The 16,392-nt window shown below is 52.1% G+C and carries 15 protein-coding genes and 2 pseudogenes; 1 reads left to right on the forward strand and 16 read right to left on the reverse strand.

Annotated features, from left to right (window positions below; translation table 11 throughout):
* Positions 1-291: 291 nt before the first annotated feature.
* Positions 292-989 (forward strand): IS1 family transposase gene (locus tag SB719_RS14295; RefSeq protein WP_412159322.1). Its coding sequence is split into 2 segments (ribosomal slippage): positions 292-541 and positions 541-989, totalling 699 coding nucleotides; the frame shifts between segments, so codons are not numbered across the junction.
* Between the two features lie 390 nt (positions 990-1,379).
* Here the strand turns inward: SB719_RS14295 and SB719_RS14300 are convergent.
* The 16 genes and pseudogenes from SB719_RS14300 to SB719_RS14375 form a co-directional block, all read right to left on the reverse strand.
* Positions 1,380-1,706 (reverse strand): hypothetical protein, encoded by a 327-nt coding sequence (locus SB719_RS14300; RefSeq protein WP_065648040.1) that lies wholly within the window; start codon positions 1,704-1,706, stop codon positions 1,380-1,382.
* Positions 1,707-3,107: 1,401 nt separating this feature from the next.
* Positions 3,108-3,500, reverse strand: a complete 393-nt coding sequence (locus SB719_RS14305) for a type II toxin-antitoxin system death-on-curing family toxin (RefSeq protein WP_412159323.1) — start codon at positions 3,498-3,500, stop codon at positions 3,108-3,110.
* Complete coding sequence (locus SB719_RS14310; RefSeq protein WP_065648037.1) at positions 3,497-3,718, reverse strand: type II toxin-antitoxin system Phd/YefM family antitoxin; 222 nt, start codon at positions 3,716-3,718, stop codon at positions 3,497-3,499. Before SB719_RS14310 ends, SB719_RS14305 begins: the two co-directional genes overlap by 4 nt.
* Before the next feature lie 236 nt (positions 3,719-3,954).
* Positions 3,955-5,123: pseudogene (locus tag SB719_RS14315) on the reverse strand (IS3 family transposase).
* A 42-nt stretch (positions 5,124-5,165) separates the two neighbouring features.
* The gene (locus SB719_RS14320; RefSeq protein WP_065648034.1) at positions 5,166-5,519 is read right to left on the reverse strand and encodes a POTRA domain-containing protein; all 354 of its coding nucleotides are present in this window, start codon (positions 5,517-5,519) and stop codon (positions 5,166-5,168) included.
* A 364-nt stretch (positions 5,520-5,883) separates the two neighbouring features.
* Positions 5,884-6,083 (reverse strand): annotated as a pseudogene (locus tag SB719_RS14325) (type II toxin-antitoxin system RelE family toxin); the annotation flags it as partial.
* Positions 6,084-6,104: 21 nt separating this feature from the next.
* Complete coding sequence (locus SB719_RS14330) at positions 6,105-7,112, reverse strand: substrate-binding domain-containing protein (protein WP_065648032.1); 1,008 nt, start codon at positions 7,110-7,112, stop codon at positions 6,105-6,107.
* Between the two features lie 29 nt (positions 7,113-7,141).
* Positions 7,142-8,551, reverse strand: a complete 1,410-nt coding sequence (locus tag SB719_RS14335; RefSeq protein ID WP_065648031.1) for a sucrose-6-phosphate hydrolase — start codon at positions 8,549-8,551, stop codon at positions 7,142-7,144.
* Positions 8,551-9,921: a sucrose-specific PTS transporter subunit IIBC gene (locus tag SB719_RS14340; RefSeq protein WP_065648030.1), complete on the reverse strand. Its 1,371-nt coding sequence runs from the start codon at positions 9,919-9,921 to the stop codon at positions 8,551-8,553. The genes SB719_RS14335 and SB719_RS14340 overlap by 1 nt, the downstream gene beginning before the upstream one ends.
* Positions 9,922-9,982: 61 nt before the next feature.
* Positions 9,983-11,503 (reverse strand): carbohydrate porin, encoded by a 1,521-nt coding sequence (locus SB719_RS14345; RefSeq protein ID WP_065648029.1) that lies wholly within the window; start codon positions 11,501-11,503, stop codon positions 9,983-9,985.
* A gap of 248 nt (positions 11,504-11,751) precedes the next feature.
* On the reverse strand, positions 11,752-12,960 hold the full coding sequence (locus SB719_RS14350) for an aldose 1-epimerase family protein (protein WP_065648028.1): 1,209 nt from the start codon (positions 12,958-12,960) through the stop codon (positions 11,752-11,754).
* A 416-nt stretch (positions 12,961-13,376) separates the two neighbouring features.
* Positions 13,377-13,676, reverse strand: coding sequence for a hypothetical protein (locus SB719_RS14355; RefSeq protein WP_065648027.1), 300 nt, complete (start codon positions 13,674-13,676; stop codon positions 13,377-13,379).
* A 159-nt stretch (positions 13,677-13,835) separates the two neighbouring features.
* The gene (locus tag SB719_RS14360; RefSeq protein ID WP_283340703.1) at positions 13,836-14,021 is read right to left on the reverse strand and encodes a type II toxin-antitoxin system RelE family toxin; all 186 of its coding nucleotides are present in this window, start codon (positions 14,019-14,021) and stop codon (positions 13,836-13,838) included.
* The gene (locus SB719_RS14365; RefSeq protein WP_412159324.1) at positions 14,005-14,274 is read right to left on the reverse strand and encodes a TraY domain-containing protein; all 270 of its coding nucleotides are present in this window, start codon (positions 14,272-14,274) and stop codon (positions 14,005-14,007) included. The genes SB719_RS14360 and SB719_RS14365 overlap by 17 nt, the downstream gene beginning before the upstream one ends.
* 159 nt (positions 14,275-14,433) lie before the next feature.
* Positions 14,434-15,360 carry an aminoimidazole riboside kinase gene (locus tag SB719_RS14370; protein WP_065648025.1) on the reverse strand — a complete coding sequence of 309 codons (927 nt, stop codon included), beginning with the start codon at positions 15,358-15,360 and terminating at the stop codon, positions 14,434-14,436.
* 216 nt (positions 15,361-15,576) lie between these two features.
* Positions 15,577-16,323 carry a MerR family transcriptional regulator gene (locus SB719_RS14375; protein ID WP_065648024.1) on the reverse strand — a complete coding sequence of 249 codons (747 nt, stop codon included), beginning with the start codon at positions 16,321-16,323 and terminating at the stop codon, positions 15,577-15,579.
* Positions 16,324-16,392 lie beyond the last annotated feature (69 nt).

Genomic DNA, 16,392 nt, shown 5'->3' on the forward strand with positions numbered 1-16,392 from the left:
AAAAGCGCATCACATTTTTGTAAATGCTTACCCTGTCATAAGTAAAATTATAAACCCTCTTTTATAAAACTATAGGGTACTAATAGTAAGGCGAAAAAATATTTTGGTTCAAATTATTGAACAATAAAAATCCTGCTCCTTGTCAAAACTACAAGGAGGTGATGAGCGGGCTTTCAGGAGTTTAATGTAAGTAACAGCCTTAGGCTTAAAGTAACCATATTCAGGGTGCAGAATTAGGTAATGCTCCCAACTTACTGATTTAGTGTATGATGGTGATTTTAAGGTGCTTGCGTGGTTTCCATTTCCATCAGATGCCCTTCCTGCTCCGCTACTGAAGGCGTGGTGCGTAACGGCAAAAGCACTGCCGGACATCAGCGCTATCTCTGCTCTCATTGCCGTAAAACATGGCAACTACAGTTCACTTACACCGCCTCTCAGCCCGGTACGCACCAGAAAATCATTGATATGGCCATGAATGGCGTCGGATGTCGCGCCAGTGCACGCATTATGGGCGTTGGCCTCAACACGGTTTTACGTCACTTAAAAAACTCAGGCCGCAGTCGGTAACCTCGCGCATACAACCGGGCAGTGATGTCATTATCTGCGCTGAAATGGACGAACAGGGGGGCTACGTCGGTGCTAAATCACGTCAGCGCTGGCTGTTTTACGCGTATGACAGGATACGGAGGACGGTTGTGGCGCACGTCTTCGGTGAACGCACTCTGGCCACACTGGAGCGTCTTCTGAGCCTGCTGTCGGCCTTTGAGGTCGTGGTATGGATGACGGATGGCTGGCCGCTGTACGAATCACGCCTGAAGGGAAAGCTGCACGTTATCAGCAGGCGTTACACTCAGCGCATTGAGCAACATAACCTGAATCTGAGACAACATCTGGCAAGGCTGGGACGGAAGTCACTGTCGTTCTCAAAATCGGTGGAGCTGCATGACAAGGTCATCGGGCATTATCTGAACATAAAACACTATCAGTAAGTTGGGAGCATTACCAGGCTGCGCTTCTAAATATTGCAGTGAGGGCAAAGACTACACTTTTAGCCGGAATACATCAGCATTTAAGCTGACGACTTTAAAAAAATATTATGAAAGCAGCAACCTGCATCTGTCGCTATGAAACCAGCACTTTCACATTGAGCAGTGAAGCCTGTTAGGTTCGCAGAATATGCCGCGTAAGGGCGGACACCAGTTTTATGATTCAGCAGGTTGCTGGTTTCATGGCGTGTTGCAGTGAGCTAACAAAAAAGCCGCGTGATCCTTTACGCGGCCAATCGGTATTTTCATTTTATTTTTTATTATCGGACATACACTCACATACCTGGGTCAGCACAAATACTCCTGCATCATTCAGGTATAGCTTATGTTGTATCAAACAGCCATATGCCTGACCGGGCGAACGCAGCTTTTGAATTCCACGACCGGCTTATTTTCTTTTGAAATTTTAGCTGCGATATTGACTGCACGCCTTACCTTTGTAGCAGGCTTTGCTTTAACTTCGGGCTTTGCCACGCAGTGCGGGCAGGGCTTTACCCCTTTAAAATTGGCTGCTGCCACTGTTCTGGCCTGATTCAGCGAGTAGCAGCTTCCGATAAAGACACGGGCCGCCTGATCGGGCAGGTGTGCGCAGTCAGCACGGTGAAGCAGTAGGCCTTCAGGATTGTTATCGCTTACGTAATATTTTAAAGCCGTATACATGGTAAATCCTTTGCTGTTTATCATCTGATGTTAAATGATATTGATTATTATTAATTTCACCTGATGGGATTTCATGTGTCACAAAAGTGCCGGTGACAAAAACAGTTATGGAATATTCTTATAAGCGGATTAACACAAATAACGCGATCCTTATCAACTACTTTTTTTAGGACAAATTTAATTTTTGGCCTGCAATTAACTTATTGAAGTTAATTTTCTAGATTAAAAAAACTTCAAGCATATGATTTATATGGACTCTTCGCTTTTAATAATTTTATGGGTAGTTCAGACCATATGATCAAAAAAGTATTTCAGTACCATGGCACTCATTTAAAAATTTTGATAAATCACAGTAAGAAATTAACGTGTTCAAATAAAATGAATTAAAGTTATCTGGTACTTCAGTTTTTTGGAAAAAAATTAACAGATGTTTTAGGCCGCATACCGCACACGGTAGGAACAGAAACTCAGTCCGGACTATTGGGCAGCTTTTTCGATACATCTGCTATCAGCGTGTCAGACAGAGCCCGGGCTTTTATGCTGCCCCCAGTCAGGTTGAGCCACTTCCGGTTGGAATCACCACTTTCCTGCACCATCAGCCTGAGACCGTTTAGGCGAATACAGGACGCACGGAAGCTATTGGGATAGATATCGTCTGATCGCTCATAAATTATGTGCAGGATCGTTCGCTGCGGCACCGTCTGGCGCCGATTAAGGGAAAACTGATACAGAATGAGCAAAGTCTGTTTCTGAACAACTGACAAGCGCATACTTGCCTCAGCGCGGCGCGTGCTGCCGGTAATGCACCTGCACGGCATAAAGATGTACAAATTGCCCTCACGTGGCGGGCGTAAAGCAGACTTGTATGATTAAGCGATAAGGACAGGTATTTTCACTATGAGCGTGCCCTTCTCAATCATTTCCTGCAGCAGCGTATCGCGCCAGACTTTCCAATCCGGAGAACGGTGGCAAACGTTTAATCCTGCAGATTAAGATGAACTGTCTGGCCGGTTGCTTCAACACGGGTTTTGATAAAGTACAGGACGGCGCTCTGATCACACGTAAGATTGTCCTTATGGGCGCTGGCAGGCATATAGCCAACATAATCGGTAGTCGCCTGCTTTTATTGCACCTTTGATTCGCTGACGCAGTTTGCGTATCTTGAGACTGCATTTACCTTTGCCAGCTTCAAGTGGGAACTCCCGATCTTCTTCGGAAATAAACGCAGAAATCGGTTTGCCCTTACTGACTGCACTTCAGCCATACAATTAAGCTAGGTCTACTTCGTTTTCGTGGCTTCGATAAGGCATCGTACAGGTATGTTTTGAACGCCAATTCATTCTAAAAGTAAATAAATTGCTGTTTAAGCACATTCACAATATTTTTAGATTTGGGTTCTCATCACATAGCTAGTCTTTGTAATTCTGCTGCAATCATCGCCCTATCAGCTTCTCCCGTAGCTGCGCTGACGGTCAACTCTTCCAGAGCATTACCTTCCGGGTTCAAATCTATACCGTTACGGCGCAGGAAAAGCATCATTGCGAAAAATGCGGTTCGCTTATTATAGTCAGCGAACACATGGCCACGCGCTACGGCTTCAAGATGCGCTGCTGCAATGTGCCATACGTCAGGCAGTTCGCCATATAGGTAGAGTGTGGTAACACGGTCTATCACTGCTTTAGCTTTACTGCGGTCTGCTATACCAGGTAATCCCGGCGCAGTGCTTTCCAGCCTGTCATGAAGCATGATCAGTTCGTCTGCTGTGACAGGACGGTATTCTAATTCCAGCTTCATCGGTCGGCTAAAGCCTTAAACGTATTGGCATGGCGATCCAGAATGTAGTCCATATCCTTTTCAAGCTGGATGCGCTTTAACGACTCAAACTCGCTCTTAGATAGCATTACAACGCTTTCTTTGCCACCATTGCGGGTAACTTCGATTGGCTCAACCAGTGCCGCATCGAGCGTAGCAGCCCAAGTATCGCGTGCTGCCCTGCTGTTAACTGTATTCATGATGACCTCTTAAATATGGTACTCATTTGTGTACGCAAATTATGGTACGCATTTGCGTACGCACTCGCAAATGTTATCAGCAAAATATTGCTGGTTTCATGGTAACGTTAGTCTGTTCATGGTAGCCCACTAAGTTAGCAGGCAAATGTTCGTCTATTCATGGTAAACAGGCTCAATCTGTACATATTGCGAACACATTTGGTGGCTGCGCCTTCCTCCACCATGAAATGTAGTGGTCAACTAAAACTGGCCACCGATTTAGAGTTTTTCCAGTATCGCTTTTCCGATTCGTTTGAGGGCAACCCACCGTTTTAATCATGCGGCCTTAGCGAGCTGTAATACCCGACGATATAGTCTGTGATCGCATGAGCAGCTTCGCTAAAGTTTATATAACCTGTCACTGGCACCCACTCGTTTTTCAGACTCCGGAAGAAGCGTTCCATCGGGCTGTTGTCCCAACAGTTTCCACGTCGGCTCATACTTTGCCTGATCCGGCAACGCCACAGTAGTTGCCGGAACTGCCTGCTTGTATAGTAGCTACCCTGGTCACTGTGGAACATCACTCCGGCTGGTTTACCGCGAGCTTCCCACGCCATTTCCAGCGCTTTGATGGTCAGTTTGCTGTCCGGTGAGAATGACATTGCCCAACCTACCGGTTTCCTTGCGAACAGATCGAGAACAACAGCAAGGTAAGCCCAACGCTTGCCTGTCCAGATATACGTCACATCGCCGCACCACACCTGATTCGGTTCTGTCACTGCGAACTGTCGCTCAAGGCGATTCGGGATAACGATGTGTTCAGGACCACCACGTTTATATCGGTGGGTAGGCTGCTGACAACTCACCAGACCCAGTTCTTTCATGAGCCTTCCGGCAAGCCAGCGTCCCATTTTGAAGCCTCTCAGGGTTGCCATAATCGCGATACTTCTTGCGCCAGCAGAACCATGGCTGATGTTATGCAGCTCCAGGACCTGACTGCGTAACACAGCTCGCCTGCCGTCTGGCTTTTCGGGGCTTTTTTCCCAGTATTTGTAGCTGCTGCGATGAACCCCGAACACGTGGCAAAGTGTGACCACAGGATACTGCGCTCTGAGTTTCCCGATTAACGAGAACTGTTCAGGGAGTCTGACATCAAGAGCGCGGTAGCCTTTTTTAATATGTCGTTTTCCATTTCAATGCGTTGTAGCTTTTTCTTCAGCTCACGTATTTCAATCTGTTCCGGGGTTACAGGGGAAACTTTAGGTATTTTGCCCTGTCGTTCATCCCGCAACTGCTTTACCCATCGCGTCATGGTAGAAAGACCCACATCCATAGCACTGGCCGCAGCTGCAACGGTGTAGTTCTGATCAAGGACCAGTTGAGCGGATTCGCGTTTAAACTCTGCGCTGAAATTTCTTTTTTTCATTGAGGCACCTGTAATGTTCTGAGGTGAGCATATCACCTCTGTTCAGGTGGCCAAATTCAGTAAACCACTACAAGAATTAATATTGGTTAAGTTCAGGCAGCGATGGATATAGGGGGCGGTGATATTCTGCTGCTGGCTCTGCGATAATAAAGACGCGTTACGGATAACGATATGATGAACAGGGAAGCACGGACCGGATGTGCCTGACTCCCCGGCTGGGGCGGCCAGAGGCGACACCGCGTTCCACAGCGCATCGCGCTGATGCTGATCCTGCTGTAAACGTTGCTGCTGCTGATTCTGGATATAATCACGGTCGCCCGGATTCAACGGTGCCGCTGCTGCTGAAGCAGTTAATAAGCTGACGCTCAGCGCCAGTACCATCCCTGTATGTGCCATTATAAAGACTTAAGTTAAAGTGATTGTCTGTTTCCTGTCAGTTTGCCTGCACAGAATATCACCTTAACAATCAGAAAGTTCCTGATGGCGCTATAAAACGAGAATGCAATCGTAATATTACTTAAAGCATCGTTCCGGGCTGGCCTAACTCAAATATAAAGAGAGATATTTGCGAGTGCTGATGCAATCGGGAGTATTTTCCAGATATATCGTCTTTTTCTCATTAGCGTTTGCACTGTGATTAAACGTAAACCCGCTCTGATTGGTTAATAAAACCGTATCAGGAGCCCGCTTAAAGAGAGCAGATATAGCTTATTTTTCCCGGTGCAAGGTGGAATGCGTAATTACCATTGCAAATCTAATGCTATCGCATTCTCTCACTGGCAGGATGATACACATCGCTGCGTTCGCGCTTTCCGACTGCGATGATCAGCTGATCGTCGATCACCTGATAAACCAGCCGGAACCCCGACGTTTGCAGTTTGATTTTATCCCGCGCAGTCTGGCAGATGCGATATGGGGGTTATCGCAACACTTCTTCAGCTTTTTCGCAAACTGTTGCCTCTGCTCCGATCACAAGCGCCGCTATGCGTGACGCAGCCGGAGTGTGGCCGGCAGCACTCTGCGGTTACTGGCAGGCTCATCGCCAGCAATCAGCGCGCTCAGCAACGCAAAGCACTCCTGCGCCAGTCGCGGTACATCCTGTTCGACGGTATCAATCGCTACCGACAGTGAATCATAGAGATAGTGGTCATCAAAACTGGCGATGCGGATGTTGCTGTTGAGCAGATGATGCTGGCTCATGTAACGCAGCACCCCTTCCATCAAGCCGCAGGCGGCGGTGAAGATCGCCTGTGGCGGACGACCGAGTCGGGCGCAGAGCGCGGCAAACATCTCATAACCGCTGCTGGGGTGATAGTTACCATGAATAATCCACTCCGGTCGGGGCGTGACGCCCGCCAGCTCCAGCCCCTGCAGAAAGCCGGCAAGGCGATCGCGCGTCGGAGAGAGGCGTGCCTGACCGCCAAGGAAATAGATCTCTTCCGGATTAGCGCGCGCCAGTTGCGCCACTAATTCGGCAGTAGGCGTAACCGCATCCGTGATCACCAGCGGCAGCTGCGTATCATTCATATAGCGGTCAAACAGTACGACCGGCAGCTGTTCGCTGAGTTTTACATAGTCGCTGTCGCCGGACATGCTGGAGGCGACAATCAGCCCGTCCACCTGGCGGGCGACCAGGTTATCCACGACAACCCGCTCCTGGCCGGCATTTTCATCCGTACAGGAGATCAGCAGCTGTAGTCCCGCTTCGCGGCAAAGGTTTTCCAGTGCGTCTGAGAATACGGCAAAACCGTGATTGGTGATCTCCGGCACCACCAGACCCAGCGTATGGCTGCGATTATCGCGCAACAGACGCGCATGAATACTGGCTTGATAATGATGCTCACGGGCCAGGGAGAGCACGCGCTCGCGCGTCTCTTTGGCGACGCGCAGCTCTTTACCCCGGCCGTTCAGCACCAGGCTGGCGGTCGCTTTCGAGACGCCAGCCAGCGCGGCGATATCGGTAATGGTTACGCGTTTGGTTTTTCTCACGTCATGGCATCAGTCAGGGAAACAATAACTTATTGTACCACGCAGCGTCGCAGCGGCCAGTAGCGCGCGGTAACTTCTGTGTCCCCGATCAGCCTGAGTTGCGCCTCCGCTGCCGGAAAATAGCGGCTGCTCATCACGCCCTCGCCTTCGTTGATAAAAATCTCTACGCTGGAGTGGTCGCATAAAATCTGCAGCTGCGTCACTGCTCCCTGCCAGTAGCGATAGTGCCACTCCCCGTTCGACAGGCTGCGACGCGCAAGACGCAGTCCGCTGCTATGCCACTCCAGCAGCAGCGTGTTGGCAAAATCAAGCGTGATACCGCCCGTACCGGTCAGCTCCAGCTCAAGCCGTCGCGCGGCAATAAAGGGGGCATCTGCAGCCAGACCCTGAAAAGCGTGCTCCTCACCGCGCAGCGCCTGCAGCTCAGCTACCGGCCGCTGGTAGAGTTTGCCGTCACGCGTTCCCAGCTCGCGGATACAGGTCATCTGGTGGATCCAGCCGCGGGCGATAGTAGGCTGATATCTCTCTTCACCGTCCGGCACCCCCATCCATGCTACCAGCAGGCGACGGCCATCGGCGGTCAGTGTGGTCTGCGGTGCGTAGAACTCAAAGCCGGCATCCAGCTCATGAAAGTCGCCGTGCGTAAAGCGGGCGGTGTCATAGTCCAGATCGCCTGCCAGCCATGCACTGGGATGCGCATTGAGAAAACGCTGTTCTTCAGGCGTAATCCCCTGCGGACAGCAGATAAGAAACGTACTGTCGCCCAGCGTGAAGAGATCGGGGCACTCCCACATATATCCTGCCGCACCCAGCCCGTTAAGGCCGCTGCCGGCAATCTCCCCGAGCCTGTGCCACGTGTGCATATCGTCAGAGCGCAGCAGCAGAACTTTGCCCTGCAGCGCATTGTCCTGTGCCCCCAGCACCATGTACCAGCTCTCACCATGCCGCCACACTTTTGGATCGCGGACGTGTCCGGTATACCCTTCAGGCAGCGCAATAACGGGTCCCAGCTTATCGAAACCTCCTGCTTCATTCTGTACCGCCAGGCACTGCCACGCGGTACGGCTGCCATCGTCAAACTTCACATTACCGGTGTAAACCAGCGTGAGCGCACCGTGATTGTCCACGGCGCTGCCGGAGTAGCAGCCGCTGCGGTCATACTCTTCATCCGGCATCAGCGCGATCGGCTCATGCTGCCACTGCAGCAGGTCCGCTGAACTCCAGTGCCCCCAGCATTTATGCTGATGCTGGCAGCTCAGCGGGTTCCATTGGTAGAAGAGGTGATAGCGTCCGTTAATGTGGATAAAGCCGTTAGGGTCGTTCAGCAAACCCGTTACAGGCGCAAGATGCCAGCCGGGATAGTGCGCATCGTTTAGCGCGCGCGGCTGACCGCGCATGACCGCCTGCAGGATAGCGGGGAACAGGTTTAATGAGGCCATTATTCTGCGTCCGTTTTGTATTTAAGCAGGTAAGAGATAACAAAGGCTGCGCTGAAAGCGATCACCATACCAATGGCGTAATTGAGCAGCGAGCTGGCCTGCACAATCGCCATGCCCGGAATACCGGTCAGGCCTACAGCCGTCATATAAACATGCACCGAGACAACCCATGCACCTCCCAGCGCACCGCCAATCAGCCCCGCTACGAAAGGTTTCATAAAGCGCAGGTTGATACCAAAAATGGCTGCTTCGGTAATCCCCAGCAGCGCCGAGAAGCCGGAGGGAAGCGCGATAGCTTTAATCTTAATATCTTTTGATTTTAACCATACCGCCAGGCACGCCCCGCCCTGTGCGACGTTAGCCATCGCCCAGATCGGCAGCAGGAAATTCACGCCGATAGACGGGTTGCCCAGCAGCCCCGCTTCAATAGCGTGAAAGCTGTGGTGTACGCCGGTGATCACAATGACAGAGTAGAGACCACCAAACAGTAATCCCGCCAGCCAGCCGGCGTGGGCGATCAGCGTGCTCAGGACAAAGGAGATCCCGTCACCCAGCGCGCGCCCGGCCGGACCGATAATCAGCAGCGCTACAAAACCGGAGATAATCACCGTCAGGAATGGCGTCAGGATCAGATCCAGCGCGTCGGGGATCACCCGGCGTAGCTGTTTCTCCAGTACGCTCATGAACCATACCGCCAGCAGTACCGGGAACACCGTGCCCTGATAGCCAATCATCGCGACTTCGATACCAAAGAAGTTCATGGTATGGAAACCAGCCGCCACGCCCCAGGCGTTGGTCAGCGCCGGATGCGTCAGGATCCCGCCCAGCGTCGCCCCGAGAAACGGATTGCCGCCAAACTCACGTGCGGCAGTGAATCCGATCAGGATTGGCAGAATGATGAATGCCGCTGAGCTGCACATATCCAGCATGATATAGAGTGCATTTTCCGGATTAACCCAGCCGTAGGTTTTCACCATGCCGAGCAGCCCCATCAGCAGACCTGAGGCGACAATGGCCGGAATAATCGGAACAAAAATATTCGACAGCAGACGCGCAATACGCTGAAAAGGATTGAGTTTACGTGCAGCGATATCTGCTGCTTCTGACTTACTGGTTTCGCTGATGCCGGCTTCGCGGATAAAGGCAGCATACACCTTATTCACCACGCCGGTGCCAAAAATGACCTGCAGCTGTCCGGCATTGCGGAAGCACCCTTTTACGCCATCGAGTTTACCGATCGCGGCGGTATCTGCTTTGGCATCATCCACCAGTACCAGACGCAGACGGGTAGCGCAGTGCGCCGCGCTGGCAATATTTTCCCGGCCTCCCAGCAGCGGCAGCAGCGCGCGGGAGATCTGTACAACATCCATAGTAACCTCTGTTTTTCGTTGTTATGCCTGCCAGAATGTGGCCCCCGCAGGGGCCGGAGAATCAGAACCAGGTTTCCATCTGCACGCCAAAGTTCCACTCGCCGCCAGATTTAAAGCCGCTGCTGCCAAAGGCGTCATCGCCCGCATAGTTATCCAGACGGTGATCCCAGTCCATCCAGCTGGCAAACAGACGGATTTCAGGGCGCTTGAGGAAGTCGCCGACGTCGCTGGCTTTCAGCGTCGGCGCTACGGTGAGCTTGTAAAAATTGCCACTCACGGCATTGCGGCTGTTGTAGCCTTCAGGCCGCAGATCCATGTACTGATATGAGCCTTCATACTGCATCTCAAAGTTCTGCGTGAATTCCTGAATCAGGCGCAGGTTCGCGGTCGCCCATTCATAGCTGTCGCCTTTGACGTAGCGATCTTTGCTGCTCTGTGCCAGCAGTGCTGGCGCAATATGCCAGCCGCCGCCCAGCGGCGTAATGCCGTAGCTTGCGAGGCGCCAGGTATCGGCTTCCGGCAGCAGCGCACCGTCAGATCCCAGCGTTTTCACTTCCGCGCCCAGACCGTGGCCGTAGAGCAGGGCCGTTTTAGCCGAGCCTTCGCGCAGGCCGTAGAAAGTATCGTTATGGATGCCCGCTAATACGTGCACGCCGGTGTTAGCCGCGTCGCTTTTCACGCGATTTCCTTCGATATCGGTGCGCTGGTCATTATCTTTAGCGCGCATGCCGCTGAGCATCAGCTGCAGCGGTCCGGTGAAGTTATTCAGTGAAAGAATGTAGTTCTGCGCGGTGTTTTCATTATTTTCGATATCACCAAAGGTACGTCCGTAAAGTGACAGGTTACTGCGTGTGGTTTCGCCCCACTTCATGTCGTAGATCCCGGCACCGGTACCCGCAAGAAACACGACGTCGGAGTCGATCCAGTGAATATCAAAGTTGTCGCGATCGAAGCGTTTACCCGCCCAGACGGTAGAGTCTTTGAAAGCGCCGGAGAAAGTGGGCAGCTGCCCCAGCTCAACAAATGCCTGACGCAGGTTGAGATCGCTGCTGGCCGCTGTCCAGTCATTGTAAGTACGCTGCCCGTCCGCCAGCATCGCTTTAAAGCGGGTGGTGGCCCCGTTTGCCAGCGTCTCTTTGTGCTCCAGATTCAGTTCAACATAGGTGTCAGGCTCGTTGCCCAGCCGGCCCACATGTCCTCCGGTCTCGCCAGCCGGCGTAACGGTCGGACCACCCTGCGTTTTGGCCGCTGAACTGTTCATCAGCAGGCCGGAGCGGGCATAACCATGAAACTCAAATCCGCTATCCTCGCTGCCTGTCGTCGCGGGTGCGGCTTTTGCCGTACGCTGTTCAACCCGGGCAATCGCCGTCTGATTTTTCTGCTGGGCGGTGGCCAGCATTTGTGCCTGTTTTTCTGCTGCTTTTGCGCGGGTTTCTGCAAGGTCAGCACGCTGTTCTGCCGCCGCGAGACGTTTTTCCATTGCTGCAAGACGCGCTTCAATACTGCTCATATCGGTGGCGGACCACGCTGTTCCTGAACTTAATAAGGCGCTGAGGGTAAGGGCGAGGATGCTTTTTTTCATGGTATGGCGTCCCTGAGAGGTAGCTATTATCAGATATTGTTTTTTGCTAAACCGATTTAGTAACTGAATCCTGATGAACTTTGTTACTGTGCGCAACTGATTATGCTAAACCGTTTTAAGTGATGTGAAGTACATCGCAAAATAGTGCAGGAAAACGCAAAGGGACGTCTCAGGTGGGTAATACATGGGGGAGAGAGAAGCAGGAGAAAGAGGGAAAAAAGAGCAGAGCCAGGCTCTGCTCCATGCGGTTACTCTTTAGCAATCGGCGCCTGATCTACGGTGACTTTTTCATCGCCCTGAATCTGCCCGATACGCTGTTCCGTTTTGCTGACGGCGTCAGCATCTTTCAGCAGCGTGTAAGTCAGCTCAAACGTGGTGCTCTGGCCCGGCTGTAGCTGCTTAACCCTGCCCTGCTCTTTTTCAATGGTGACCGGATAGGCATAGCTGGTACCGGGTTCAATACCGGTAACGTAGCCCTGTTTAAGCGTGTCGGTGTTTTTCCACATGGTCAGCACCGGCAGCTGGCGGGTATCAAACTCGATTGATGCCCCTTTATCGCCTTTGCTGTTAACCACCGCCGCCAGCGTTTTTCCGTTGCTGTCCGCTTTCGGCACCAGGTTAAATACCATCTCATCAAAATCTCTGGCAGGCGCATCATAGACGTTCCAGCTATTCAGCCCTTTCTGCGCGTAATCGTTAAAAGGCGAGACAGATTTCAGCGGTGCGATAAAGCGGGCATCTTTCTCCAGAATCGGCGTGCCGAAATTGCTGTGATAGATGATCTGATAATCCTGCGGATAATCGCCGTGGTTGGTTAACACATCATGCAGTGTGAAGGCATCTGTACCCGGCACGTAACGGAGCTCTGTCCAGGTGGCGAGGTTCGATTTTTTGAACGTATGCTCTTTCAGCAGGCCGCGAATGCGGATTTCATGCGGGGCTTTATCATCCACGGTGACTTCAACCTGCGAAGCGGGTGTGTTGCCCGCTTTACCGTGCAGCGTATAGATGCGGCCATCTTTAGTGACCGGATGCCCGGTCCACTCATAGCCGCAGCGCACCATCATTTCATTAAAGCCATCAAGCCAGCCGAGACCGTTGCGGCTCTCCAGATTGATATAGGCCGGGTTGACCACTTCATCTACCGGCGAATCCCAGCCCAGACGCACGCCGTGTCCCCTGACGTACAGTAAATCCATCCCGCGCGTCGGGCTGAGCGCGATGGTCAGGCCCTCCGGACTGGTAATCGTAATGACTTTCGAACCTTCCTGTTTGCCGCCATGCAGCACTTTTTGTTCGATGCTGAACGGCTGGCCGCCCAGCTTCAGCGTTTTGCTGTCGATGTGCCAGTTTCCCTTCTCTGTACTTGCTTCAGCATCCGTCAGCACCCATGTCTGTGCTGCTGCCTGAACGCTGATCCCCGCCATGACCACACCGGCCAATAATGCTAATTTCATAATGATGCATCCTTTGCTGAATTGATTTAGCTAATGTCAGCTAAGCGTACAAACATGAGGAAAATGAAACCGTGAGGTGCTTCACTTCGGTCGGTTATACCGTCAGTAATCTCTGTAAATTTGGGTTAGATCACATTTTGAGAGGTTAAGACGGCGTTTTTAGACGCACAGAGAGAGAAATCAAGCTGAAATGGTGGTGTTTGGTTTAATCGTTTCAGCTTTAAAGGGGTAGGATAAATAAACGCGTGCTGCCTGATGCTCAGTTGCGAAAACAGCCGGGTTGCGGAATGGTGTCGTTTAAGAGGGTTTGAAGTCTGATGGAACGAAATAGTTTTAGCAACAACTCCGTCAGCATCCTGTCAGGCCGGTTATCACATCCGGTAAGCAGCGTTGCAACCACCACGACAACCACGTCTTTACTGAGGAATTTTAACTTCTTTCTCAGCAACGAAATTAAAGCGGGCCAGGGCATGCTCCCCGCCCGGCAGTTTCCGGGTTTCCATCAGCGAAATGCCCAGCATATCCTGCAGAGCGAGGAACACCGAAGAGGCAAGCGGATGGTACTCCAGCCTAACGTTCAGCCCGGTAACCGGGCTGTTGTTCTCATCCACGAACTGAAGCTCAAGCCAGTGCTTCCGCTGTTCGCCGCGACACTGAACGGTTTTGTATGTGCCTCTGAGACTTGTGACCAGAGTATTATCACCGATGATTTCCACGCCAATTCCTTTTGAGCAGTAAGGTTAACCAGCGCGCATCATACCCTGGATAGTTTCCCTGCTAAATTATTAAGCTGAAAAACGGACCTGAAAATCGCGGATTCAGGGCGGGTATGCTTACCCATGAACTGTTAGCTATGAAAATATGAAGGCGGGTATTTATGGAGCTAATGCGACGGGTGTAAACTCACCTAAATCACCTTTTAGCGGCTTCACTGACTGGCGCGGATCTACCGAAGCAGCAATGCGTATGTTCATAAAATCCACTATCCGTCGCGCATTTTGCTTATCCATTTTACGCAACACTTTCAGTGCACGGTCAGAGTAATTAATCGTCCAGACCAAGTGACTTCCTCACGTCTTCGGACGAATGCATGGATTCCTCTCCACGCCTGATGCGCTCAACTGTTTCCGCTGCTAAGTAATAATCCTCAAGATCTTCAAGATGCGTAAGGATAGCTTCGCGTGCATAGAACGTCTTTGTTCTACCGGTTTTTTTCGCCAGCGAGTCCAGACGGGACTCAATATCATCAGATAAACGGATAGCAAGCATAACGGCCCCTGAATTTAAGTGCTGTACATGGATAGCAAAAATCATAACCCTGTCAGGATGAAAAAAAACCAATCACTGGTTGAAACAACAGCATTAAACATGACATGTCCCTGCTATGCTTTTCCTCGCTGTAATCTTACATCCTGCTTACCGGCCGGCCTGCTGCTCCCGGCACGGTGCTAATGGCCTTCAAGCCCCCTTTAATCAGGCAAGCTGCTGCTGCAGCTGATCAAGATAAGGCAGCGCGGTCATTGCGCCTTTCGCCGTGGTTGCCAGCCCGCCGCAGATCTGCGCGCGCTCCAGACACTCTCTGAGCTGCACGTCATCCTGCGGCAAACCCTGTCCGGCTAAATGCCACAGCAGCCCGGCAACAAAAGCGTCTCCGGCGCCGGTCGTATCCACACTGACAACCGGGCGCGTCGGATAGTGCTGCAGCGTGCCACGGGACCATGCCTGCACGCCCTGGCGGCCCTGGGTAACCAGAATAAGCCTGATAGCATATTGCTCAGCCAGCTGCTGCATACCTGCCGCGATATCGCTGGTGTTACAGATAAAGGTCAGCTCTTCTTCTGAAAGCTTTACTACGTCAGCAAGAGCCAGCGCACGGGCAAGCGCGTCGCGCAGCTCCGCTTCATCTGCCCATAAATCGTGCCGGATGTTGGGGTCAAAACTCACAAAGCCGCCCGATTCATGCAGTTGCTGCATCGCCGTCAGCGTGGTGTTTCGTGAGGGATCTCTGAGCAGTGCAATCGAACAGCAGTGCAGCCATTCGCCCGCCCGGAAAGCTGGCAGCTCGTGCGTTTCGATAAACAGATCTGCTGAAGGACGCACCATAAAAGTAAAGTTGCGCTCACCGTCTGCGTCCAGCGCCACCACGACAACCGAGGTGCGCTGCGTGTTATCTGGCTGCATAAACTCGGTGTTTACCTGCTCGGCATTAAGCGTATCAATCAGAAACGTGCCAAAGGGATCGCCGCCTACTTTACCAATAAAGCCGCTGTTGCCCTGAAGCCTGGCGATACCCACCGCCACATTGGCGGGCGCACCGCCGGGACACTGAATCAATCTGTTATCACACTCCGGCAGCAGATCCACAACTGCATCGCCCAGACACCATACCCGTTTGACCATTTCACTTCTCCTGATCGCAAGCTAAATCGGTTTAGCAATAACATATTATTATGCACAAACGGAGGGGGTTAGAAAGGTTCAGGCCACTTTTTTGCGAAAGTGTGCGGGTGATACCAGATTTTATGGGTGCAGAAGTTGATGGGCAGAGTGTTCAGAGGGTGGCTGAAGGCTAGCCGACAGGTACAATCCGGCAGCCAGCCGGGCTGTAAAACTTTATCAGGCTGCAGTCAGCAATGTGCGATCGGGGCCGCTTAGCATCACCGGTTTATCGTTGCGCAGTTTTTCACGATAGTTCCACTGCATCAGCTGCGAGATCCCTGCTCCACACCACATCATATGGTGATCGTGCCGATAAATTGAGGTGGCCGGCAACCCGGTCACATTCTCGGAAATCTCGACCCGGCAGCCCTGCCCGGTCAGGCGAATAGCTTCCAGCCAGATTTCGGTTGCGTCTGTCACGCTGATAGCTTCCAGAAAAACAGGGACAGTTTTACGACGCTCCGATGCACGCATGATACAGCGTGCGTGAAAAACCACGGCATCATGAAAGCGTGATTGCTTTATAACCGAATCTGCGCTGTTATCACTGCGCAGCAGCAGGTTCAGCGGCTTCAGATAAGCGTTAACAAAATCATCACCGCTGTAGTCGCTGCCCATCTGTCGCATGCGCGCCTGCAGCGCTAAATCCGAGCTGTCGCGCAGCTGGTCCGTCATCTCTTCCTGCCGGCATTGCCAGCGATTTTGCGGCAGCGGTGACCTGCCCTGCAGAAAGGCGTAAATTTCAGGCAGCGTGCTGCCGGTAGCCGTCAGGTCCAGCACGCTATAGATACGCGTTAGCTGTCCGCTGGTGTATTCACCATTATGCTGTGGCTGGGTAATCAGGCCTGCGCGCTTCCAGTTGCGTAAGGTGGCGGGTAAAAGGCCGGTGAGGTCGCAGATGGCCTCGACAGAATATAAACTCATTACAGGTCCCCCGATATCGGGTGTGGGTCAGCAGCTCAGAACGCTGCCGACGAACCCCTATTGTGCGCT

It is taken from the genome of Pantoea sp. SIMBA_079, from assembly GCF_046940275.1.
Classification (GTDB): domain Bacteria; phylum Pseudomonadota; class Gammaproteobacteria; order Enterobacterales; family Enterobacteriaceae; genus Pantoea; species Pantoea borealis.

What these genes read in the sequence shown, in the direction of transcription:
- SB719_RS14300 (WP_065648040.1), bottom strand. Translation starts at nt 1,706, where the DNA reads ATGTATACGGCTTTAAAATATTACGTAAGCGATAACAATCCTGAAGGC.
- SB719_RS14305 (WP_412159323.1), bottom strand. Translation starts at nt 3,500, where the DNA reads ATGAAGCTGGAATTAGAATACCGTCCTGTCACAGCAGACGAACTGATC.
- SB719_RS14310 (WP_065648037.1), bottom strand. Translation starts at nt 3,718, where the DNA reads ATGAATACAGTTAACAGCAGGGCAGCACGCGATACTTGGGCTGCTACG.
- SB719_RS14320 (WP_065648034.1), bottom strand. Translation starts at nt 5,519, where the DNA reads ATGGCACATACAGGGATGGTACTGGCGCTGAGCGTCAGCTTATTAACT.
- SB719_RS14335 (WP_065648031.1), bottom strand. Translation starts at nt 8,551, where the DNA reads ATGGCCTCATTAAACCTGTTCCCCGCTATCCTGCAGGCGGTCATGCGC.
- SB719_RS14340 (WP_065648030.1), bottom strand. Translation starts at nt 9,921, where the DNA reads ATGGATGTTGTACAGATCTCCCGCGCGCTGCTGCCGCTGCTGGGAGGC.
- SB719_RS14345 (WP_065648029.1), bottom strand. Translation starts at nt 11,503, where the DNA reads ATGAAAAAAAGCATCCTCGCCCTTACCCTCAGCGCCTTATTAAGTTCA.
- SB719_RS14350 (WP_065648028.1), bottom strand. Translation starts at nt 12,960, where the DNA reads ATGAAATTAGCATTATTGGCCGGTGTGGTCATGGCGGGGATCAGCGTT.
- SB719_RS14365 (WP_412159324.1), bottom strand. Translation starts at nt 14,274, where the DNA reads ATGATTTTTGCTATCCATGTACAGCACTTAAATTCAGGGGCCGTTATG.
- SB719_RS14370 (WP_065648025.1), bottom strand. Translation starts at nt 15,360, where the DNA reads ATGGTCAAACGGGTATGGTGTCTGGGCGATGCAGTTGTGGATCTGCTG.
- SB719_RS14375 (WP_065648024.1), bottom strand. Translation starts at nt 16,323, where the DNA reads ATGAGTTTATATTCTGTCGAGGCCATCTGCGACCTCACCGGCCTTTTA.